At 72.5% G+C, this 22,176-nt stretch carries 18 protein-coding genes; 11 read left to right on the top strand and 7 right to left on the bottom strand.

Annotated elements, in window-relative coordinates; translation table 11 throughout:
* Positions 1-28: 28 nt before the first annotated feature.
* Together QPK52_RS05380 and QPK52_RS05385 are read right to left on the bottom strand one after the other, a co-directional pair.
* Positions 29-241, bottom strand: coding sequence for a DUF397 domain-containing protein (locus QPK52_RS05380; protein ID WP_410535877.1), 213 nt, complete (start codon positions 239-241; stop codon positions 29-31).
* Complete coding sequence (locus QPK52_RS05385; RefSeq protein ID WP_410535878.1) at positions 238-1,086, bottom strand: helix-turn-helix domain-containing protein; 849 nt, start codon at positions 1,084-1,086, stop codon at positions 238-240. The genes QPK52_RS05380 and QPK52_RS05385 overlap by 4 nt, the downstream gene beginning before the upstream one ends.
* 417 nt (positions 1,087-1,503) lie before the next feature.
* Between QPK52_RS05385 and QPK52_RS05390 the strand changes: the two genes are divergently transcribed.
* A complete protein-coding gene (locus QPK52_RS05390; RefSeq protein WP_410535879.1) occupies positions 1,504-2,712 on the top strand; it encodes a hypothetical protein in 1,209 nt (402 codons plus the stop codon).
* A gap of 63 nt (positions 2,713-2,775) precedes the next feature.
* Here the strand turns inward: QPK52_RS05390 and QPK52_RS05395 are convergent, their stop codons facing one another.
* Positions 2,776-2,970, bottom strand: coding sequence for a DUF397 domain-containing protein (locus tag QPK52_RS05395; protein ID WP_410535880.1), 195 nt, complete (start codon positions 2,968-2,970; stop codon positions 2,776-2,778).
* Between the two features lie 272 nt (positions 2,971-3,242).
* Here QPK52_RS05395 and QPK52_RS05400 point away from each other — a divergent pair, with 272 nt between their 5' ends.
* Positions 3,243-6,797 (top strand): AAA family ATPase, encoded by a 3,555-nt coding sequence (locus QPK52_RS05400; protein WP_410535881.1) that lies wholly within the window; start codon positions 3,243-3,245, stop codon positions 6,795-6,797.
* Positions 6,798-6,811: 14 nt separating this feature from the next.
* Here the strand turns inward: QPK52_RS05400 and QPK52_RS05405 are convergent, their stop codons facing one another.
* Entirely contained in the window at positions 6,812-7,516 is a 705-nt protein-coding gene (locus tag QPK52_RS05405; RefSeq protein ID WP_410535882.1) for a DUF397 domain-containing protein, read from the bottom strand.
* 162 nt (positions 7,517-7,678) lie between these two features.
* Between QPK52_RS05405 and QPK52_RS05410 the strand changes: the two genes are divergently transcribed.
* The 7 genes from QPK52_RS05410 to QPK52_RS05440 all read left to right on the top strand — a co-directional run bounded on the left by QPK52_RS05410 (position 7,679) and on the right by QPK52_RS05440 (position 16,670).
* Positions 7,679-8,239 carry an ATP-binding protein gene (locus QPK52_RS05410; protein WP_410535883.1) on the top strand — a complete coding sequence of 187 codons (561 nt, stop codon included), beginning with the start codon at positions 7,679-7,681 and terminating at the stop codon, positions 8,237-8,239.
* Positions 8,240-8,375: 136 nt separating this feature from the next.
* Complete coding sequence (locus QPK52_RS05415) at positions 8,376-8,807, top strand: hypothetical protein (protein WP_410540217.1); 432 nt, start codon at positions 8,376-8,378, stop codon at positions 8,805-8,807.
* On the top strand, positions 8,804-9,481 hold the full coding sequence (locus QPK52_RS05420) for a hypothetical protein (RefSeq protein WP_410535884.1): 678 nt from the start codon (positions 8,804-8,806) through the stop codon (positions 9,479-9,481). Before QPK52_RS05415 ends, QPK52_RS05420 begins: the two co-directional genes overlap by 4 nt.
* A complete protein-coding gene (locus tag QPK52_RS05425) occupies positions 9,481-14,160 on the top strand; it encodes a putative T7SS-secreted protein (protein WP_410535885.1) in 4,680 nt (1,559 codons plus the stop codon). The genes QPK52_RS05420 and QPK52_RS05425 overlap by 1 nt, the downstream gene beginning before the upstream one ends.
* Before the next feature lie 467 nt (positions 14,161-14,627).
* The gene (locus tag QPK52_RS05430; RefSeq protein ID WP_410535886.1) at positions 14,628-15,044 is read left to right on the top strand and encodes an Imm50 family immunity protein; all 417 of its coding nucleotides are present in this window, start codon (positions 14,628-14,630) and stop codon (positions 15,042-15,044) included.
* A gap of 142 nt (positions 15,045-15,186) precedes the next feature.
* On the top strand, positions 15,187-15,459 hold the full coding sequence (locus QPK52_RS05435; protein ID WP_410535887.1) for a hypothetical protein: 273 nt from the start codon (positions 15,187-15,189) through the stop codon (positions 15,457-15,459).
* Between the two features lie 518 nt (positions 15,460-15,977).
* Positions 15,978-16,670: a glycoside hydrolase family 11 protein gene (locus QPK52_RS05440; protein ID WP_410535888.1), complete on the top strand. Its 693-nt coding sequence runs from the start codon at positions 15,978-15,980 to the stop codon at positions 16,668-16,670.
* Between the two features lie 56 nt (positions 16,671-16,726).
* Here QPK52_RS05440 and hemQ read toward each other — a convergent pair whose 3' ends face one another.
* Together hemQ and hemG are read right to left on the bottom strand one after the other, a co-directional pair.
* Entirely contained in the window at positions 16,727-17,443 is a 717-nt protein-coding gene (gene hemQ / locus QPK52_RS05445; protein ID WP_410535889.1) for a hydrogen peroxide-dependent heme synthase, read from the bottom strand.
* A 4-nt stretch (positions 17,444-17,447) separates the two neighbouring features.
* Positions 17,448-18,860 (bottom strand): protoporphyrinogen oxidase, encoded by a 1,413-nt coding sequence (hemG, locus tag QPK52_RS05450; RefSeq protein ID WP_410535890.1) that lies wholly within the window; start codon positions 18,858-18,860, stop codon positions 17,448-17,450.
* A 178-nt stretch (positions 18,861-19,038) separates the two neighbouring features.
* Here hemG and QPK52_RS05455 point away from each other — a divergent pair, with 178 nt between their 5' ends.
* Positions 19,039-20,220, top strand: coding sequence for a DUF4349 domain-containing protein (locus tag QPK52_RS05455; RefSeq protein WP_410535891.1), 1,182 nt, complete (start codon positions 19,039-19,041; stop codon positions 20,218-20,220).
* Between the two features lie 76 nt (positions 20,221-20,296).
* Here QPK52_RS05455 and hemE read toward each other — a convergent pair whose 3' ends face one another.
* A complete protein-coding gene (gene hemE / locus QPK52_RS05460; protein ID WP_245770143.1) occupies positions 20,297-21,304 on the bottom strand; it encodes a uroporphyrinogen decarboxylase in 1,008 nt (335 codons plus the stop codon).
* 159 nt (positions 21,305-21,463) lie between these two features.
* Here hemE and QPK52_RS05465 point away from each other — a divergent pair, with 159 nt between their 5' ends.
* On the top strand, positions 21,464-22,099 hold the full coding sequence (locus tag QPK52_RS05465) for a DUF3000 domain-containing protein (RefSeq protein WP_410535892.1): 636 nt from the start codon (positions 21,464-21,466) through the stop codon (positions 22,097-22,099).
* Positions 22,100-22,176: the final 77 nt, after the last annotated feature.

Raw genomic sequence — 22,176 nt, forward strand, 5'->3', positions numbered from 1 at the left:
CGTCACCGGCCGGGGACAACGGCTCTGATCAGCTCTGCTCCGCCGCGAGCACCAGGAACGCGGCCCACTCGTCCCGGCCGACCCGGAGTATGGGCCCGTCGCCCGCAGCCTTGGAGTCACGTACGTACACGGCCTCCGGCCCGGCGGCCACCTCGACGCAGTCCCCGCCGTCCGATCCGCTGTGGCTGCTCTTGAACCAGTGCAGCTCGCCCATGTTGTCGGTCACCTGTTCCGCGCTCATGTCTCTCCCACCAGCCGCTCGATGAGTCGTGCAGACTCCTCGACGTTCAGGGCCTGCGATCGCAGCTTGCCATAACGCAGGGAGAAGGCTCTGACCTCGGAGACATCCGATACGACGCACCCGACACCTTGGGACTCGAAGTAGCCGATGTCGCGGTGCTCCTTCGTCTCCAGGATCACGAACGGACCGTTCTTCCCCGGGTGGAATCCGCGCCCGGCGGGCATGACCTGCACCTCGACGTTCCGCAGTGCGTTGACCTCCAGCAGACGTCGCCACTGCTCGCGCATGACCTCCGGGCCGCCCACGGGATCGCGCAGCGCCTCCTCGCTGATGATGAACGACAGCTCCGCCATCGGTACGCGCGTCAGCAGCTTCTGGCGGCTGAGCCGGGCCTCGGTGTGCTGGTCGATGGTCTCCTCGCTCAGCGGCGGGCAGTGCCCGCCGAAGACCGCCCGTGCGTAGCCCTCCGTCTGCAGCAGCCCCGGCACCAGCAGCGGATCGTAGGAGAAGCGGCTCAGCGCCTCCGATTCGATGAGCGCGAAGTTGCGGAAGAAGCGCGGCAGTTTGGCCCGTTCCACGTCGTCCTGGAGGACTTCCAGGACGCCCCGCGCCTCCAGCGCGCGGTCCGCCGCGATCGTGAACGCGGCCTTCGCCGGCCGCCGTCCCTGCTCGACCGAGGCGACCTGCTCCAGCGAGTAGCCGATGGCGTCCCCGAGCTTCTGCTGGCTCAACCCGGCCTGCCTGCGCAGGTGCTGGAGCAGCCTGCCGTAGGCCGACCACACCCCCGGCGGGTCGCCGCTGTCCTCCTTCACCCGTACCGCGCGACCGTTCCGCGTGTCCCGCACCACCCTCACGCCCCTTCGTCCCCGAGTGCATCCCGCTCGTCCGAGCCCCCGGCGGCTTCCGCCGTCCGTCACCGCCGGGGCCATGTCCAACGCGGCCCGCGCGGGCCGGGGCACGGCCCGGGACCCGTACAACACCCGTACAAGAGGCCGTTGTACGGGTCCCCGTCGACCGGCGGAGCCCCGGCCATACGTCCGCCACCCGCCGCCTTCCGCTTCGCGGGATCGGGAGGAAGGCTCGGGGCACATATGTCCAGGCAGTCACCCCTCCGGGGGTGCGAGAACGGAACCGCCCAGCGTGAGGCCGTCCGTCCCGTGAACACCGGCGGCACGAACCGGTCCTGGCCGGAAAACGCCTGCGTCGCCCGATCAGGCCCAGGGAAAGGATGCGCTCGTCACTCAAGGCGACAAGGGGGTTGCGTGCGGTTCACGCTGTGGCGGAAACAGCCGCTCGAAAAGGAGTCCGGCGCCTGCGACGAGAGGCTCGGCGTTCTCGGCGAGGGGATCGGCCGGATCAGCCGCGAGATCGCGGAGATCCGCACCACGCTCGCCGAGGCGGCGGAGAAGTCGCCGTCGCAGGCGATGAGCGGAGAGCTCCACAGACTCCGGAGAACCGTCTCCGACGGGACCAGGATCCTCCAGGAGGAGAACCAGACGCAGCTACGGCGGCAGGAGGAGATCCTCGGCCGCCTGGGCGAACTGCGCCTGGAGATCACCGACGGCCGTACCGAGGCACACCCGCCACCCGCCCCGGGCTCCCCCGGCGCCGACGAGCCCGGCGGGGCGGACGACGCCGGTGAGGCGGGAGGTGAAACGGCGGAGACGGCCGAGGCCCCGCCGTTGGCCCCGTCGAGCGAAGCCCCCGAGACACAGGACAACCGAAGGCAGGAGGAGCGCATGGAGCGGGAGCAGGACGGCGTACCGGGGTCCCCGGACGGGGCGGCTCCCTCCCGGGAGGCCGAGGAGACGCCGGAAGAGCGCGTGAGGAAGGTGAAGGAGGCCGCCGAGCAGGCCCTCCGGAACCGTTCCAGAGACTCCCGCGGCCGTACCGACCGCACCGCGGCGTCCCCGGCAGCGGACGGTCGGCGGCTCCACGGCGTACACGCGGACGGCGGAGACGGGCAGCGGCCGGGACGGCAGGGCAGCGGCCAGGGGGCGCCGCGCGACCCGTTGGCCGAGCACGCGGAGCTGCTGCTGAACGCCGCCGGGGTGTCGCGCGCCGAACTGGTCTGCCACCGCGACACCTGGGAGTTCCTGCTCGTACAGGCCGCGCGGCACCCGCGCTTCCGCGTTCCCGGGACGGTCGAGGAGGACGCCGAACACGGCCTGGTGTGGACGCACCTGTCCGGGCCGTCCCTCATCGCCGCCCTGATCAGCCTCTGGAAGACCCGCGAGGAGCCGAGCGAGGAGGTGGACGCGGACTGGGCGATGGCCGCCGTGCTCTACGACCGCATCCGCGACCGGCTGACCGAGGCCGGGCCCGGCGACGGACGCCGTACCGTCCGCATCGTGCTGGACGACGGGGACGGGCCGGAGGAGACGGCGGTGGCCGCCGAGGCGTCCGCGGACGGCACCCCGGAGGGCACCGGGGACTCAGGGGCCTCCAGGGAGGAGCCGGAGGCCGCGTAGCCCCGCCCGCTCACACCGCTGCGGCCCGGACGGCGTCCGGGCCGCAGCGGTACGGGACCGGATTCAGCGCCCCGCCGCGAGCGCGACGAAAGCGGCCCATCCGTCGCGGCCGACCCGCAGCACGGGACCGCCGGCCGCCTTGGAGTCCCGCACGTACACGGCCTCCGGCCCGGCGGCCACCTCCACGCAGTCCCCGCCGTTCGGGCCGCTGTGGCTGCTCTTGGTCCAGACGCGTCCGTCAGGCTGGTCGGTGGTCATAGCTCCCCTGCCACTCGCTCGATGAGACGTGCGACTCCTCGGTGCTGAGGGCCTGCGTCCGCAGCATGCCATGCGGCGCGGCGGCGGTGGCCGGTTCTGCCCTGCCTTGTTGAAACAGGCTTGAGCACCCCCTGATGATGTTCGGGCACCGCAGCTGCCCGCTCCGTCCACCTGTCACGGACGCGGCGGCGGAGACGGTTCGGGACGCAGGCGATACGGGGGGCGCTGGTGCCGCGGAGACACGGAGACCGCCGGTTCGGAGGCGGGGCGGCGTGAGGAACCGCATGCAGGTGATGCTCCAGATCATGCTGGCGCTGGTCGCCTGTTTACTCGGCATCGCCACGAACTACGCCACCAGCACGGACGACGCGCCCTGGATACTGGAGGTCATCCAGCGTGTCTCAGTACCGGCCATCGGGCTCCTGGTCCTGGCCATGGTGGTCGGCCAGATCGTCGTGTACCGGCTGGAGAACCCCGCGCCGCCACAGGTCGACTGGCCGCGAGACCGCACCCCGTACCCGGGGCTGGACGCCTATGACGAAGACGAGGCGACCGCCTATTTCGGCCGGGAGGCGCAGGCCGCCGAACTGACCCGCAGACTCCACGCCACAGCGGCACGGCCCGCCGACCGCTTCCTCCTCCTGGTGGGGGCGTCCGGCAGCGGGAAGTCCTCGCTTGTCCGGGCGGGGGTGGTGCCCCGGCTGCGCAGAAGGCGCTGGAAGGTCGTCCCGGCGTTCTCCCCCGGACCCGACCCGCTCGGCGCCCTGGCAGCCTCCCTTGCCGCCGCAACTGGGGGGCAGGAGCGGACGGGTGCGATCCTGCGGCGTCTGCGGCACGGACCGGACGCCCTGCGGGAAGAGCTGGCCCGACTGCGCGGTACGGGCTTCCGGCGTGTGCTGCTCGTCGTCGACCAGTTCGAGGAGATCGTCACCCTCACGGGAGAGCGGGAACGGGACCAGTTCCTCGACGCGTTGCGCATCTGCCTGGAGCGTGAGCCGTCGGTCCGGGTGCTCGCCACGCTCCGCGTGGACCTCTTGGGCCGACTTCTGAGCACCGGACACGCCGAACTCGTCCAGCATCCCATCGCCATCGGCACCCTGAGCAGGGCCCAGCTCGCCGAGGTGGTGGAGCGGCCCGGGGTGCTGGTGGGCCTCTCCTTCGCCCCCGGTGTGGTCGACACCATCGTGGACGAGACGGGGACGGACGACTCCCTGCCGCTGCTGGCCTACCTCCTCCAGGAGCTGTACTTCACCTGCGGCCCCGGCGGAACGGTCACCGAGGAGGCGTACCGCCGGCTCGGCGGTGTTCCAGGCGCCCTGGCACGGCAGGCGGACAGCACCGTGGCGGCTCTCGGTGCGGCCGACGGCATCGACTCCGTCCTCCGCGTCCTGCTGAAGTTCGTCACCGTGGAAGGGCGGGAGGTCGCCCGCCGCCGTGTGCCGCTGTCCGAACTCACCGACCGGGAACGGCGCGTGGTGGAAGCGTTCATCGACGCCCGGCTGCTGCGATCCGATGTGCCCGGGGGCGCGGCGGCCCACCAGGAACCATACGCGCAGGTGACGCACGAGGCCCTGTTCCGCCAGTGGGCACCGCTGCGGCAGGAGGTCGAGGCCCGTGCCGAGCGGCTGCGCGAGCGCGCCGAACTGGAGAGGTGGGCCGAGGACTGGGAGCGGTCCGGACGCAGCACCGACTACCTCCTCACCGGCGAGCGGCTGGCCACCGCCCGGCGCCGCCTGGAAGCCCTGGAGGAAGCCGGGCAGGCACCGGCGCGGGTCCGCGCCCTCGTCGAAGCCTCGCAGCGCCGTGACATCGCTTTTCTGAGCCGTGTCTCCGACAGTATCGGGCGGCAGGTCCTCCGCAGCGCGGAGAGTGAGCCGGAGCGCGCCCTGTTGCTGTCACTGGCAGCACTGGGCGAGTGCGTGCCGACCCCATCGGCGCGGCGCGGGCTGATGGCCGCGCTGGCCGCCTCTCACCAACGGGCCCGGCTCGACGGACACACCGACACCGTCCGGGACATCGCCTGGTCACCCGACGGCCGGTTGCTCACCACGGCCTCCCGGGACGGTACGGCCCGCATCTGGGACGCCGGTTCGGGGCGGTCCTTACTCGTCCTGCCGTGCGACGGGGTGATGGTCGAATCGGTCGCTTTCTCGCCCGACTCGGCCCGAGTGGCCACTACGGGCCGCGACCAGGTCGTACGGATCTGGAACGCGGCCACTGGTGAGCCGGAGCGGCTGCTCAGCGGGGCCGGGGACATCGGCAGACAGGTGGCCTGGTCACCGGACGGGCTGTATATCGCCGCCACCTTCAAGGACCGCGTCGTGCGCGTATGGGAGGCCTCCGGCACCGGTCCGCCCCTGCGGGAGCTGCGCGGGCACGGCGACGATGTCTGGGGGGTGGCCTGGTCACCGGACGGCAGACGCATCGCCACCGCATCCCACGACCAGACGGTGATCGTGTGGGACTGGGAGGCGGGGACGGCGGCTCTGACCCTGACCGGGCACACGAACTTCGTCGAAGGAGTCGCCTGGTCACCGGACGGGCGTTCCCTGGCCACCGGTTCGGGCGATCACACCGTGCGCATCTGGGACGCGGAAACAGGCGGGCTCCGCCTACTCGTGCGCGGACACGACGACTACGTGTGGAACCTGGCCTGGTCTCCGGACGGCCGGATGCTCGCATCCGCTTCCTCCGACAGGACGGTGCGCATCGTCAGCGCCTCGGACGCCGAGGTGCTGGCCGTACTGCGCGGTCATGCGGACACCGTGTGGGAAGTCGCCTGGTCACCGCCGGGTACTCGGCTGGCCACCTGCTCGACCGATGGCACCGGCCTCGTATGGGACCTGCGGCCGCGCGGCGCGGAGACTGTACTCGCCGACGGACACGACGGCCCGGTGAACCAGGCCGCCTGGTCCAACGACGGCAGTCGTATCGCCACTGCCTCCGACGACGGCACCGTACGGCTCTGGGACGCGAACTCCGGAGCCCCGGTCGGCCCCGTGACGACGCTCGGCGAGCGGGTGTGGAGCGTGGCCTGGGCACCGCACGGCGACCGGCTGGCTCTGAGCACCAACGACGGCTTGTTCCGCGTCATGGAGGGACACGGCGGCACGCTGTTCGAGCAGCGCGGTGAGGTCGTCGAGGGATGCGCCTGGTCTCCGGACGGCAGGCGGATCGCGACCGGCGGGCACGACGGCACCGTACGGGTGCTGTCCGCGCTCGACGGGACCGAGCTGGCCAAACTGGCCGAACACCAGGATTGGGTGGGGCGAATCTCCTGGGCACCGGGGGGCCGTCTGCTCGCCAGTTGCTCCGACGACCGCACCTGCCGCCTGTGGGACACGGCCGAGAACCGTCAGCTCACCGTCCTGCGCGGGCACGACAATTACGTGGAGGACGCCGCCTGGTCCCCCGACGAGGGGCGGGTCGCCACGGCGTCGGGCGACTGGACAGCCGCCGTGTGGGACGCGGCCACTGGCCGTCGCGTCGACGTCCTGAAAGGGCACGAAGGCCGGGTCCGCGCGGTCGCCTGGTCTCCGGACGGCAGACACATCGCCACCGGGGCCGACGACCGGACGGTACGGGTGTGGTCTGCGGAAACCCTCGAGGAGGTGGCGGTCGTCGGCGTCCACCAGGGCAAGGTGACCTCGGTGGCCTGGTCCCACGACGGTGCACGGTTGTTGACCGGATCCGCCGATGGAACGGCTCGGGTGTGGGAGGCGGGGCCTGACTACGACAGCCTTGAGGCACGGGCGCGCAGCAGGGTCTTCCGCACGCTCACGGAGGAGGAGCGACGGCACCACCTGCTGCCGCTCGAAACCCAGTGATCGGTAGGGAGTAGTCAGTAGGACCGCTCGACCACGCGTTCCTCGGTGTGGGTGAGGTAGTCGCCCGGGTCGAGGCCCATGGCCTTGCGTCGGGGCGAGGCCCAGTACGCGGCGTTGCGCTCCGCGAACGTTTCAGGGCCGTCGTAGGAGATCAGCCAGATGAACTGGTTGCTTCCCCTGTCCACCCAGGCCCCGTCGATCGTGAAACCCAATTCCAGGCGCAGTGGGACGATCTCCTCGCGCCACCGTTCCACCCACTCGTCCAGCATCCCGTCCCGGACGGTATACGTACGCAGTTGTGTGGTCTTCGCCATGGCAGACATCCTCCCGGAACGAGGACTGCGGCACCACATGATCGGCCAACCAGTGGTGAACGCCAGGAAAGCGGCCCGTCCGTCGCGGCCGGCCCGCAGCACGGGACCGCCGGCCGCCTTGGAGTCCCGCACGTACACGGCCTCCGGCCCGGCGGCCACCTCCACGCAGTCCCCGCCGTTCGGGCCGCTGTGGCTGCTCCTGGTCCAGGACAGCTCACCGGGCGCGTCCCCGCCCTGCCGTTCGATGCTCATGTCTCCCCTGCCGATGGCGTCCGCCAGGGACTGCTGGGTGAGGCCCTCGCGTTCGCGGAAGAGGCGGACGAGTTTGCCGTAGGCGCTCCACGCACCGGGCCGGTCCCCACCGCCGTCTGCGGCGGGCCTGGCACGCTCGTTGTTCCTGCCCATCGTTCCCCCTGGTCCGTCGCGGGTGCACCTCCATGGCGAACCACGCCGGTGCCGGACCGGTCACGGGCACCGGCCGTACAGCCGCCGTACAAGGGGCTCGCGCAGGGGCGTGTACGGCGGTCCGACCTGGCCGCGCGCCCCGCGTGACGAGACGGTTACGGCATGCGACACCAGAGTTCCGCCGCCGGGCGGCCCACCACACGCCCCGACGACCGTCCCGCCGGACAGACCGCCGAACAGGCCGTCGGCGTACCGCGGTTCACCGCCCGTTTCAGCGGTACCCGGCGGGGCGCGCGGCTGGCGCGCAGGCTCGCCGTGCAGCAGTTCGCCGAGTGGACCGGCCTGCCGCACGGCTGCGACACCGCGCACGCCGTCGCCCTGGTGACGGCCGAGTTGGCGGCCAACGCCGTCACCCACGGCAGCCTCCCCGGCCGGGACTTCCGGCTGACGCTGCTCCTGCCGCCCGAGCCCGTCCCGCAGGAACCGGCCGTCATGCGGATCGAGGTGACCGACACCCGGCCCGAACGCCTCCCCCGCCACCCCGCGGCCGATCCGGGGCCGCCCGGCGAGGTGTCGGGGCGGGGGCTGCTCCTGGTCGCGGTGTACGCCCGGCACTGGGGGTGCGAGGTGCGGGACGCGTTCACCAAGACCGTCTGGGCGGAGGTGCTGTTGCGGGTGGCGGACGGCCCGGCGCAGGCCGCCGGCCGGGCCGACGAGGCGTAGGGAACCGGCCTGCGAGGCGACGGCCTTAGCAGTGCTGTCGTATTCCGATCGATCAACCGCTTTGCAGAAGTACAGTATTGGCCGACCGGCCGGGGTGGGAGTCGAACGGGGGTACGGGGTGGGGCTCGTCGGGGAGATGGCCGCGGTGCGCGCGGGGCGGGGGAACCCCCGCGCGATGGTGGGCGAGTTCCGCCGTACCGCCGTGCTGGTGCCGCTGGTGGACGGCCGGCTGACGACGGCCGTGCACGGCGGGATCCGCTGGATCCACACGTTCACCGACGAGGCGGCCATGGCCCGCTTCGCCCGCCTGAAGGGCGCCGCGCCCGGCGAGGAGTGGGAGTACGCGGCACTGCTGGGGGCCCGGCTGCTGGATGTGGTCGTGCCTCGGATGGACGGTCCGGCCGGGGTGGCGGTCAACGCCGCCGACGAGGACGGCTCGATGCTGTTCCCGCCGGTGAGGGGCATCGTGCCGGACGCGGCGGCGGTGGACACGGACGCGGGTGGCGCGGACGGCGCGGGTGGCGCGGGTGGCGCGGGTGGCGCGGAGCGGGACGGGGGCGCGCGATGAGCGGCGACGGGGATCTGAAGTTCTCCAAGGAGGCCCTGGACCTCATCGCCAAGGGCCTCAACGGGGCCATCGACGAGCTGAAGCAGGTGGGCGGCTCGGAGACCGACTCCCTCCAGGGGGCGGGCTTCGACGGGATGGTGCTGACGGCCATGGAGGCCGGCCACCCGGGTCTGGCCGGGGAGTTCGAGGGCTTCTGCGAGGACTGGGAGTGGGGCGTACGCGCCCTGGTCATGGACGCCAACGCGCTGGCTGCCCGGCTGGATCTGGCGGCGGGCATGGTCCACGCCGAGGACCGGTACTGGGACGGCACCTTCAAGGTCGCGGCCAACGCGTTCGCCGGCAACCCGCACCTGTCCGAGCAGGAGATCGCCCAGCGGGAGTGGGACGAGCTGATCTCGCTGGACAACTACCGGCCCGACTACAGCGCCGAATCGTTCCGCACCGCCCAGCAGGAGATGGCGCAGACCTGGAAGGACACCGCCCGGAACGTGACCGGCCAGGGCCAGGGCGGCTTCCTGAACGACCTGGCGATGGACGCGGCCGGGGTCGAGGAGCACCAGCGCGAGACGGTGCGGGACGTGATGTTCGGGCCCTCCCCGGAGGAGCGGGCCCAGCAGCAGGCACAGCAAGCGCAGCAGCAGGGCGGGCGGCAGGGTGACGGGGGCGAGGGCTGATGGGCTGGGACCTCATCCCCGACGGCATCGAGGACGGCTTCGAGAAGGGTGTGCAGAAGCTCGGCGACGGCGTCGAGTGGCTGGGCGGCAAGACGGCCGACGGGCTGGACAAGGCCGGCTGGGAGTCCGGCGCGGACTGGGTGCGCGACAAGTCCCGCTCCGCCGCGAACGCCATGGGCGCGGACACCGACGAACTCCAGCTCGGGCAGACCGAGGATCCCGAGAAGCTGGTCTACGGCAGCGCGGGCAAGCTCCGCTCGACCGCGGGCCATCTGAAGGACTTCGCCAGGGCCTTCGACAACGTCGGCAAGGGCATCAAGGGGCTGGACTCCTCGGGGATCAGGGGCGAGGCGGCCGACGCCTTCCGAGCGAAGGCCGCCAAGGAGCCTCCCCGGTGGTTCGAGGCGGCCGACGCGTGCGAGAAGGCCGCGGGCGCCCTGGAGGACTTCGCCGACACCGTGGAGTGGGCGCAGGGCCGGGCGAAGGAGGCGATCACCAAGTACAAGGCCGCCGTCAAGGCCTCCGAGGACGCGCGGACGGCGCACAACGAGAAGGTGGACGCGTACAACAAGGCCGTCGACGCCTACAACGCCAAGCTGAAGGCGGGCGACGACCCTGGTACGCCGCCGGTGTGCCCGGCCGCCTTCAAGGACCCGGGTCCGGCGAAGGCCGAGGAGGCCGAGGAGATCCTCGCCGAGGCGCGCAGGCAGCGCGATGCTGCGGCGGAGAAGGCCCGTTCGGCCGTGAAGGCGGCGCGGGACGCGGCGCCGCCCAAGCCGTCGTACGCCGAGCAGGTCAAGTACGGCATGGCCGGGATGCACCTGGAGAACTCGCATGTGCTGGGCGGGATCATCAAGGGCACCACCGGACTGGTCTCCCTGGCCCGCAGCATCAGCCCCACCGATCCGTACAACATCGCGCACCCGGGCGAGTACGCCACCACCCTCAACAGCACGGTCGCCGGGCTGGTCCAGGCCGCCAACGACCCGTGGGGCACGGGCCGGCAGATGGTCACCGACTTCATGAAGGACCCGGCCGAGGGGCTGGGGCGGCTGGTGCCAGACGCGGCGCTGGCCGTCGCGACCGGAGGCGCCGGGGCGGGAGTCAAGGGCGTCCGGGTCGCGGCCGACGCCGCCGACGCGGCCGCCGACGCAGGCAAGGCCCGCCGCGCCCTGGAGAACGACGGCCCGGAGCAGCACGGCAGCAAGCCGGAGGAACGCAACTCCGGCGGCACGGACCCGGTGGACCTGGCCACGGGGAGGATGTTCCTGCCGCAGACGGACGTCTCCCTGCCCGGCGCGATGCCACTGGTCTTCCGGCGGTACGTGGAGTCCGGGTACACCGCCGGGCGGTGGTTCGGGCCGTCGTGGGCCTCCACCGTCGACCAGCGGCTGGAGGTGGACGCCGAGGGCGTGGTGTTCGTCGCCGAGGACGGGCGGCTGCTGGCGTACCCGCACCCGGCCCCCGGCGTACCCACGCTGCCGTCGGCCGGCTCGGCGCGGATGCCGCTGGAGCGCACCCCGGACGGCGGCTACACCCTCACCGAACCGGACACCGGACGGGTGCGGCACTTCGCCCCGCCGGCCGGGGGCGAGGGCGGCGGGGCGGACGGTGTGGCGCGGCTGGAGCAGATCACCGACCGGGCCGGGCACCAGATCCTCTTCGTCCACGACGAGACCACCGGCGCCCCGCTGCGGATCGAGCACAGCGGCGGCTACACCCTGCACCTGGCCGTCGAGGAGGGCCGCGTCACCGCCCTGTCGCTGGGCGACCGGGTGATCAAGCGATACGGCTACACCGACGGCCACCTCACCGAGGTCGCCGACTCCTCGGGGCGGCCGCTGCGGTTCGAGTACGACGACGAGGCCCGGGTGACCGCCTGGGTCGACTCCAACGGCCGGCGCTACGACTACGTCTACGACAACCTGCACCGGTGCGTCGCCGAAGGCGGCACCGAGGGCCACATGCAGGTCCGCATCGCCTACGACGGGACCGACCCGGACACCGGCCACAAGGTCACCACGCTGACCACCGCCGCCGGGCACGCCACCCGCCACGTGATCGACGACCGCTGCCGTACGATCGCCACCACCGACCCGGGCGGCCACACCACCCGCTACACCTACGGCGACCACCGGCAGCCGCTGACCGTCACCGATCCCCTGGGCCGTACCACCGCCTTCGCCTACGACGAGCACGGACGCCTCACCGGCCTGACCCGCCCGGACGGGCGGCGGGTCGCCGTCACCCGCGACGGCCTCGGACTGCCTGTCGAGGTCCGCGAGGCGGACGGGGCGGTGTGGCGGCACGCCCACGACGAGCGCGGCCTGCGCACCGCCACCACCGACCCGGCCGGTCACACCACCCGCTACGCCTACGACGGGCGCGGCCATCTGGCCTCGGTCACCGACGCCCTGGGCCGGATCACGTCCGTGCGCTGCGACGCGGCCGGGCTGCCGGTCGAGATCACCGATCCCCTGGGCACCGTCACCCGCTACACCCGCGACGCCTTCGGCCGTCCCACCGCCATCACCGATCCCCTCGGCGCGGTCACCCGCCTGGAGTGGACGGTCGAGGGCAGACTCGCCCGCCGCACGGGCCCGGACGGGGCCGAGGAGTCGTGGGAGTACGACGGTGAGGGCAACTGCGTCCGCCACACCGACGCGGCCGGCGGGGTGACCACGTACGAGTACACCCACTTCGACCTGCTCGCCGCCCGCACCGGCCCGGACGGGGCGCGCCACACCTTCGAGCACGACGCCGAGCTGCGCCTGACCCGCGTCACCAACCCTCAGGGGCTGAGCTGGTCGTACGAGTACGACCCGGCCGGGCGCCTGATATCCGAGACCGACTTCGACGGCCGTACCCTCTCCTACGCCTACGACGCGGCCGGTCAACTGGCCGCCCGCACCACCCCGCTGGGCGAGACCGTCGCCTTCGCCCACGACGAGCTGGGCCGCCTGGTCCGCAAGGAGGCCGGGGGCCGGGTCACCACCTTCGCCTACGACGCGGCCGGACGGCCGGTGGAGGCCGTCGGGCCCGACGCGGAGGTGCGCTGGCACCGCGACCGGCTGGGGCGGGTGAAGACCGAGCTGGTGAACGGCCGGGCTCTGTCCCTCTCCTACGACGCGCTGGGCCGCCGCACCCGCCGCACCACCCCCACCGGGGCGGTGTCGTCCCTCGCCTACGACGCGGCCGGCAACCGCACCGCCCTGACCGCCTCCGGCCGCACGCTGGACTTCACCCACGACGCCGCCGGGCGCGAGACCGCCCGCCGCATCGGCGAGCACCTCACCCTGGCCCAGTGGTGGGACCCGGCCGGGCGCCTGACAGGCCAGACCCTCACCGCCGGTCCGGATGCGGCCACCGTCCAGCAGCGCACGTACCACTACCGGCCGGACGGCTACCTCACCGCCGTCGACGACCTCCTGACCGGCCACCGCGCCTTCGACCTCGACCCGGCCGGCCGCGTCACCGCCGTCACCGCGGCCGACTGGAGCGAGACCTACGCCTACGACGCGGCCGGTAACCAGACCTCCGCCTCCTGGCCCGCCGGGCACGCCGCCGCCGACGCCACCGGCGAGCGCGCCTACACCGGCACCCGCCTCACCCGGGCCGGGCGCTTCCGCTACGAGTACGACGGAGCCGGCCGCACCGTCCTGCGGCAGCACGTCCGGCTGTCGAAGAAGCCCGACACCTGGCGCTACGAGTGGGACGCCGAGGACCGCCTCACCACCGTCACCACCCCGGACGGCACCGTCTGGCGCTACCTGTACGACCCACTGGGCCGCCGCATCGCCAAACAGCGCCTGGCGCCGGACGGCTCGACCGTCACCGAACAGGTGGACTTCACCTGGGACGGCCCGGTCCTCGTCGAGCAGACCACCACCTCACCCGATCTGCCCCACCCGGTCGCCCTCACCTGGGACCACGACGGCCTCACCCCCCTGGCCCAGACCGAGCGCCTCCTCGGCCCCGGCGACCAGGCCGAGATCGACCGGCGGTTCTTCGCCATCGTCACCGACCTCGTCGGCGCCCCCACCGAACTCGTCGACGACACCGGCCGCATCGCCTGGCACACCCGCACCACCCTGTGGGGCACCACCACCTGGAACCGCGACGCCACCACCTACACGCCCCTGCGGTTCCCCGGTCAGTACCACGACCCCGAGACCGGCCTGCACTACAACTACTTCCGCTACTACGACCCGGCCACCGCCCGCTACACCACCCCCGACCCCCTCGGCCTGGCCCCCGCCCCCAACCCGGCCACCTACGTCCACAACCCCCACACCTGGACCGACCCCCTCGGCCTGGCGCCGGACTACCCTCGGCGGTCACTGAAGGACGCCAAAGCCCAGGCGCTGCGGGACGCCGGCATTCCGGAGGGGACGGAGCCCATCGAAGTGAACGACTGGGTGCCGGCTACCAAACCTGACTGGCAAGGAGGCAAGCAGCTTCTGGACGACAACCACCAACCGATCTTCTACCGCGAGGAGTACTACGAGACGCCTTCCGGTGACCTGATCGTGTACCAGGACCACTGGTTCGGTCACCAGAAGCCGGGGGAGCCCGGTTACCAGCCGTCCCATGTGCACGTAAGGCCGTTCGACGACCCGCGAAACGGCCAACTCCCGGGCTGCGAGGAACACTACTATTATGATCCAAAAATTGAGTGAGTTCATCAGGAACGCGAACGCACTGACCGAACTCTATCCCGACGGATTCCCCTCGGACCCCGTGGTCATCCGTTCGATCAACCTCAACCGACGAGGCCCTACAGCCGTATTCCGCCTGGACATGGCAAAGCCGCCCACTTCTCCGGATCCGGATTGGGCCAAGGCCGAATGCGATCGACTTCAGTGCCATGTCGCTTTCCTGGATACGAGGGAATTCCGGTTGGAGTACTGGCTCGGGTCGGGGGAGGCAGAGACTGCGGTGGCCCCCATCATGGATAAGCGACGGCTGAAGGTTCACTTGGAAGGACCAACGGTACGATGCGGATTCACTTGCAGCGACTCCGTTACGGTCAGACATGTGAGCGCTTATCGCTCTTCCGAGGGGCAGGGTAGGCAATTCTTCGCCAGCCCATTGGACCGCAAGAGGTTCAACGGTGAACTACCGTGGATCGACGAGAGGACCTTCTATGGATGACAGAGAATGGCGGAGAATCCTTGAGGATTCTGATGCACCTGGAGAAATTATCGAAAACATCCCTGAGCTGGACGGAACAGCCCTCTCCTATCTCCATATCGATGATCGACATGAAGGGGCTGTCGCAGCGATGGGGTTCGACTTCAGAGTGCCACCCGAGGAAGCCCCAAAGAAATGGAGGGAGCAAGATTTCAACGCATTCGAGGTCTCACTCGAATTCACCCGCGTGCGAAACGTAAAAATCGACGGGTGGGCAAGGAGCCTGGAGTGCCTCATCACGTTGTCGCGGAGTCCAGAGGGAGCGATCGACGTGGAGGTCTTTGGAAACGGGGAAAAAACCTCTTTCACCGCCGAGCGAGCCCGAATCTCCCGCTTTCGACCGTATCGGGCATCAGCGTCCTCGCCGTGAATCGCGCGGTGCTGCACTGCGACACCGAGGCAGCCGAGCTGGTCTGCCTGCGGGACCTTGCGGTCCCGGACGCGTCCCTGGAGGCGCGCATCGGCATCGCCCCCGGACTGGCGCTGCTCGTTCAGGACGGCGCCGTCGTGGGATGGACTCCGGCCGACCGGCGCGCTACCTCACCAGCGGGTACACGGCCCCCGATCAGTCCCCGCCCTCCCCGGACACCCGGCGGCGGCCGGCCGAGTGCCCGGCCCTGTTCACCCGGCCCCTGGTCGACGAGGTGACGGACAAGGAGCCGGGCGCCTGGCACCGGCTGCGTACGGCCGAGCGGGTCCTGCGCAACCAGTGGGAGGACCGGCGCAGAGCCGAGCTCCCGCACCGGCTCGTCATCCGCATGATCGAGGACTACGGGAACTGGTGACGGACGCCGCTGTCGCTGGAGTGGGCAGGGCAGACAGGTCCGCGCGGTGGCGCGCCCTGCTCCCCGGCACCGGCTGGACGCAGGCTCGTCGCGCCATGATCAGCACCCCGGAAGATTTCCGGAACTTTTTAAGGCGATGGCCTTCCTGTTGCCTCTACGCCTCAGGGATTCGTCGAGCGGACCCGGAGGCGAGACGCCAGCAAGCCCGATTGACCAGGCATGACTCTCCCCCTGCGAGGACTCGGTGGATAGTCAACTCCCGTAAATTTTCCGGGAACTGTTGACAACCCAAGGGCGTCGGACCAACCTATCGGCATCGACAGGCCCCACCGCTGTCGAGCCGGGTCACCCGCCGTGTCCCGGACCTTCCGGTCGCCACCCCCACGGCGGCCGGCCGTCCCCCCACCGTCGTCGACACGACACAGGCGCACGGTGGCCGCCCCACGGCCGCCGGCGGTACGCCGGGTCGTGTCGCGCTGCCCGGCCCCAGGCCGGCCTTCGCGAGGAGGAAGCGAAGCATGGACAGGATCGACGCCCCCACCCCCCAGCCGATGAGCCGCCGCGGCTTCATCGGCCGCGCCGGCGCCCTGGCGGTGGCCACCTCCGGGCTGATGCTGCCGACCACCGGCATCGCCCACGCCCAGACCGTCACCTCGAACCAGACGGGCAACCACAACGGCTTCTACTACTCGTTCTGGACCGACGCCCCGGGAACGGTCTCCATGACCATGGGCTCCGGCGGCAACTACAGCACCTCGTGGCGCAACACCGGCAACTTCGTCTGCGGCAAGGGCTGGGCCAACGGCAGCCGCCGGACCGTGCGCTACTCGGGCAGCTTCAACCCGTCGGGCAACGGATACCTGTGCCTGTACGGCTGGACGTCGAACCCGCTGGTGGAGTACTACATCGTCGACAACTGGGGCACCTACCGGCCCACGGGGGAGTACCGGGGCACCGTCAGCAGCGACGGCGGCACGTACGACATCTACAAGACGACCCGGTACAACCAGCCCTCCGTCGAGGGCACCAGGACCTTCGACCAGTACTGGAGCGTCCGCCAGCAGAAGAAGACCGGCGGCACCATCACCACCGGCAACCACTTCGACGCCTGGTCCCGCGCCGGGCTGCGGATGGGCAGCTTCAACTACTACATGATCATGGCGACCGAGGGCTACCAGAGCAGCGGAAGCTCCAACATCACGGTGAGCTGACGGCGGCGTCCCGGCCCGGCCGGGACGCACCGAGCACCCCGCTCGTGGCGCGGGCGCTACGCCAGCCCCGCCACCAGCTCCGCCAGGTCCTTGCGGCGGCCGGTGTAGAAGGGGATCTCCTCGCGGACGTGGAGGCGGGCGCGGGAGGCGCGCAGGTGGCGCATCAGGTCGACGATGCGGTGCAGTTCGTCGGCCTCGAAGGCCAGCAGCCACTCGTAGTCGCCCAGCGCGAAGGAGGCGACGGTGTTGGCGCGCACGTCCGGGTAGCCGCGCGCCATCTTCCCGTGCTCGGCCAGCATCTCGCGGCGCTCCTCGTCCGGCAGGACGTACCAGTCGTAGGAGCGCACGAACGGGTAGACGCACACGTACGCGCGCGGCTCCTCGTCGGCGAGGAAGGCCGGGACGTGCGAGCGGTTGAACTCGGCGGGCCGGTGCAGCGCCATGTTGGACCACACCGGCTCCATCGCGCGGCCCAGCTTCGTGCGCCGGAAGAGGTTGTACGCCTCCTGGAGCGCGTCGGCGGTCTCCGCGTGCCACCAGATCATCACGTCGGCGTCCGCGCGCAGCCCGGAGACGTCGTAGGTGCCGCGCACGGTGACGTCCTTGGCCGCGAGCCGGTCGAACAGCTCCCGGACCTCCTCGGCGTGGCCGGCGCGGTCCTCGGGGAGCGCCTCGCGCAGGCGGAAGACGGACCACAGGGTGTAGCGGATGACCTCGTTGAGGTCCTTGGCCCTCTTGCCCGCGTTGGGCGTCTTGCGGGGTTCAGCAGTCATGGCCTCATTCTCGCGCGGCGTCCGGGGCGGCCGGTGGCCGGGCCCTCGATCCGGAGTGGAGCACCGACTCGGCGGCGGTACGGGCGCTCGCGATGCACGCCGGGATGCCCACCCCGTCGTACGCCGCGCCGCACACCGCCAGACCGGGCAGGGCGGCGAGGTCGCGGCGCACGCGGGCGACGCGGTCGAGGTGGCCGACGGGGTACTGCGGCAGTCCGCCGTTCCAGCGGGTGACGGTGGAGGCGACGGGGCGGGCGGTGAGCCCGATCGCGGTCCGCAGGTCTCCCAGGGACAGTTCCACCAGGTCGGCGTCGTCGCGGCCGAGGACCTCCTCCTCGCCGTAGCGGCCCAAGGAGGTGCGCAGGACGAACAGGCCGGGGTCCTGGGCGGCGTTCCAGCGCCACTTGTTGGTGGAGAAGGTGGATGCCTTGATCGCCCGGCCGTCGGTGGCGGGGACGAGGAAGCCCCGGCCCTCGGGCACCCGGGCCAGGTCGCGGCGGCGGAAGGCCATGGTGACCAGGGCCATGGAGGCGTACTCGATCCGCTCCAGCTCGGCCGCGGCGGCCGGGGAGAGGTCGGCCAGCAGCCGTGCGGCGGCGGGGGCGGGTACGGCCAGGAGCACCGCGTCCGCCCCCAGCCGGCGGCCCGCGGCGACCGCCGTCCAGCCGCTCCCGGTGCGGCGCAGTTCGCTCACGGGGGCGCCGGTGCGGATGTCCGCGCCCGCGGCGCGGCAGGTGTCGGCGACGGCGCCGGGCAGCCGTCCCATGCCGCCCTCGATGCCCATGAAGACGGGCCCGTCCTGCCGGCCCGCCGCGGCGCGCTCCTGGACGCCGCGTACGGCGGCCAGCAGCGAGCGTTCCCGCCGGGCCGCCTCGAACAGGACGGGCACGGAGGCGCGCATCGAGATCCGGTAGGCGTCCCCGGCGTACACCCCGCCCAGCAGCGGTTCCACGAGCCGGTCCACGACCTCGCGGCCGAGGCGGGCGGCCACGTACTCGCCGACGGCCACGTCCTCCCCGACCTCGGTGCGCGGCAGCTCGGCGTCCTCGGCGGCGCGGGCCAGGCCGTCGGGCGAGACGACCCCGGCCAGGACGGCCGGGTCGGCGGGTACGCCCATGACGTGGCCGGTGGGCATCGGGCGCACCTCATCGCGGGTCCAGACCGCCGCGGTGCCCGTGGCGGGCGGCTGGAGGGCGTCGCCGAGACCGGCGGCGCGGGCGAGGTCGAGGCCCTCGGGGCGGCGGGCGAGCATCGACTCGGCGCCCAGGTCGACGGCGGCGTCCGCGATCCGTCCGGCGTACAGCTTGCCGCCGAGGCGGGGGGAGGACTCCAGGACGGTCACGCGCGCGCCGCCCTCCAGCAGGCGGTGGGCGGCGGCGAGCCCGGAGATGCCGCCGCCGATGACGATGACGTGCATGGCTCCACTCTCGCAGACCGCCGCCGGCTCCCGCGCGCCGCCCCGGCCGGGAGGGCTCCGGCCGTGCGGTGGCCTTCCCGAGTCCCGACCGTGACCGCTTCGCTACCGGGGAACGGCAACCGGCCCGTACGGCAGGCCGTCCAACTCCCGACATCCACCGATGTGTTGGGGGGCATTGATGTTCACACGCAGGTTCACGTCCACGGCCGGCGGCGGCACGCCGGCGCGGCGCGGGGCGTCGGCCGCGGTGCTGCTGGCCGCGGCGCTGGCGGTCGCCGGCTGCGGCGTGGCGGGGGACGGCGACGGTGGTGCCGGCGCCAAGGCGGACCGGGGTGTCGCGGCGCCCGAGGCGGCCCGCCAGGAGGCGGGACAGGGGGCGGAGCAGGAGGTAGGGGCCCATGAGCAGGGCGCCTCGCAGGCGGACCGCGAGGAGGCCGGTGACCGGAGGGCCGCCGACGACGCGCCCGACCTCGCCGCGACCCATGTCATCCGTACGGCGTCGCTCACCGTCACGGCCGAGGACGTGCCGGAGAAGCTGGCCCGGGCCCGCGCGGTGGTGGAGACCGCGGGCGGCTACGTGGCCGGTGAGGACACCGACAGCGACTCCGAGGGGCACGACCGCTCCCGTATGACGCTGCGGGTGCCGCCCGAGGAGTACCAGGGGGTGCTGGACGAGCTGGCCGGGCTCGGCGAGCAGGTCGAGCGGAAGGTCTCGGCCAAGGACGTCACCGACCAGGTGGTGGACGTCGAGAGCCGGATCAAGACGCAGAAGGCCAGCGTGGAGCGGGTGCGCAAGCTGATGGACGAGGCCGAGGCGCTGTCCGACGTGGTGACCCTGGAGGCCGAGCTGAGCAGTCGGCAGGCGGATCTCGAGGCACTCCAGGCGCGTCTGAAGTCCCTGGAGAGCCGCACCGGGATGGCCACGATCACGCTGGTGCTGCGCGAGCCGGACGCGGAGCCGGCCGAGGGGGAGGACGACGGCGCGCCGTCCTTCCTGGACGCCCTGGCGGGCGGCTGGCAGGCCTTCGTCTCGACGGTCCGCTGGATCACGGTCGTCCTGGGCGTGCTGCTGCCCTTCGCTGCGGCGGCGCTGCTGGCGGCGCTGCTGTGGCGGCTGGTACGTCCCTGGCTGCCGCGGCGGCCGGAGGGGGCGCTGCCGCGGCGCACCGGGCCGGCCGTGCCGCCCCCGGTGGCGGTTCCGGGGCCCGTGACGGCGCCGGGCGCACCGGGCGCGGCGCCGGGCGCCGCACCTGGCGCGGCGCGGGAGGACGGCGGCCGTGCGGAGGGTCCCGCGGAGGACCGGGGGACCCCGGCGGGTCCGGAGAACCCGGAGGTCCCGGGGGCTTCGGAGAAGGGGTGAGGGGAACCCCGGCGGGCCGGCCCCCTGCCCGAGGGCCGGCCCGCCGGGGCCCCGCTCCCGCTCCGTCCCGGCGGTCTCAGCGCGCGGTCTGCTCGTGCACGTACTCCACCAGGCGGGTGAGCGCGTCGGGGTCGGTGTCGGGCAGCACGCCGTGTCCGAGGTTGAAGATGTGCCCCGGCAGGCCGCGGGCGGCGTCCAGCACCCGCCTGGCCTGGGTCTCGACGGCCTCGCGCGGCGCGAAGAGCACCGCCGGGTCGAGGTTGCCCTGGACGGCCTTGTCCGGGCCGATCCGGCGGGCCGCCTCGTCCAGCGGCACCCGCCAGTCCGCGCCGACGACGTCCGGTCCCGCCTCGGACATCGCGCCCAGCAGCTCGCCGGTGCCGACGCCGAAGTGGATGCGGGGGACGCCGTGGTGGGCGACGGCGTCGAAGACCTTGGCGGAGGCCGGCAGCACCGAGGCGCGGTAGTCGGCGGGGGCCAGGGCGCCGGCCCAGGAGTCGAAGAGCTGTACGGCGCTCGCGCCCGCCTCGATCTGCACCTTGAGGAAGGCGGCGGTGATGTCCGCGAGCCGGTCCAGCAGGTCGGCCCACAGCTCCGGGGCTCCGTACATCATCGCCTTGGTGTGCTCGTGGTTGCGGGACGGCCCGCCCTCCACGAGGTAGCTGGCGAGGGTGAAGGGGGCGCCGGCGAAGCCGATGAGGGGGGTGGCCCCCAGCTCGGCGGTGAGCATCCCGACGGCCTCGGTCACGTACGCCACGTCGTCCGGCTCCAGCGGGCGCAGCCGCTCCAGGTCGGCGCGGGAGCGGAAGGGCCGCTCGACGACGGGGCCCACCCCCGGCCTGATGTCGAGGTCGACGCCGATGGCCTTGAGGGGTACGACGATGTCGCTGAAGTAGATGGCCGCGTCCACCCCGTGGCGGCGGACGGGCTGGAGGGTGATCTCGGTGACGAGGTCGGGGCGCATGCAGGAGTCGAGCATCCCGATGCCCTCGCGCACCTTCCGGTACTCCGGCAGGGAGCGTCCGGCCTGCCGCATGAACCACACCGGGGTGTGCGGCACGGGCTCGCGGCGGCACGCCCGCAGGAAGGCGGAGTCGGCGACTGCGGGGTCGGCGGCCGCGGGGGCGGCGGATCCCGCGGCGGAGGGGGGCTGGGCTGCGGTTCGGTCGTCGGCGGTCACAACCAGAAGTCTCGCACGTGTCCCTACCCGTCCGGAGCACCCGTTCCGCCTACGCTGCCGCCCATGGCAGCGGCGCGAGCACACCAGGCGGACGGTACGGCGGGTCCCGGCGGTGAGGAGGCGCCGCGGCCCTTCCGGCAGGCCGTGGCGGCACTGGCGGGGGTGCGGCCGCGCCCGGAGGTCCGGCTGGGCCCGCTGCCGCCGCCGCGCAGGCTGGCGCCGTTCGCGCACGCGGTGGAGGCGTCGGTCGAGGCCGAGGGCGAGGAGCTGGCCGACGGGCGGTTCGTGCTGCTGCACGATCCCGCGGGGCAGGACGCGTGGCGGGGCTCGTTCCGGGTGGTGACCCTGGCCCGCGCCCAGCTGGAACCGGAGATGGCGGCGGACCCGCTGCTGCCGGAGGTCACCTGGTCGTGGCTGACGGGCGCGCTCGACGCGCGGTCGGCGGGGTACGCCGCGGAGGGCGGCACGGTGACGCGGGCGGACTCCCACTCCTTCGGGGAGCTGGCGGGGCGGGCGGTGCGCTCGGAGCTGGAGATCCGCGCCTCGTGGACTCCGCGGGACGGGCTGGGGGAGGCGGCGGCCGGACATCTGGCGGCCTGGTGCGACCTGCTGTGCCAGTGCGCGGGGCTGCCGCCGGAGGAGGGCGAGGGGGCGGCCGTCGTACCACTGCCGCAGCGCCGCGGCCCGCAGCCACTCTGATGGTTCCCCGGATCGAGCCCCTGTCCGATTTGCCGGAATTTTCCACTCACTCATTCGTGATCATTCCCTAAAGACGG

This window comes from Streptomyces sp. KL2 (assembly GCF_046529545.1).
Lineage (GTDB): Bacteria > Actinomycetota > Actinomycetes > Streptomycetales > Streptomycetaceae > Streptomyces > Streptomyces radiopugnans.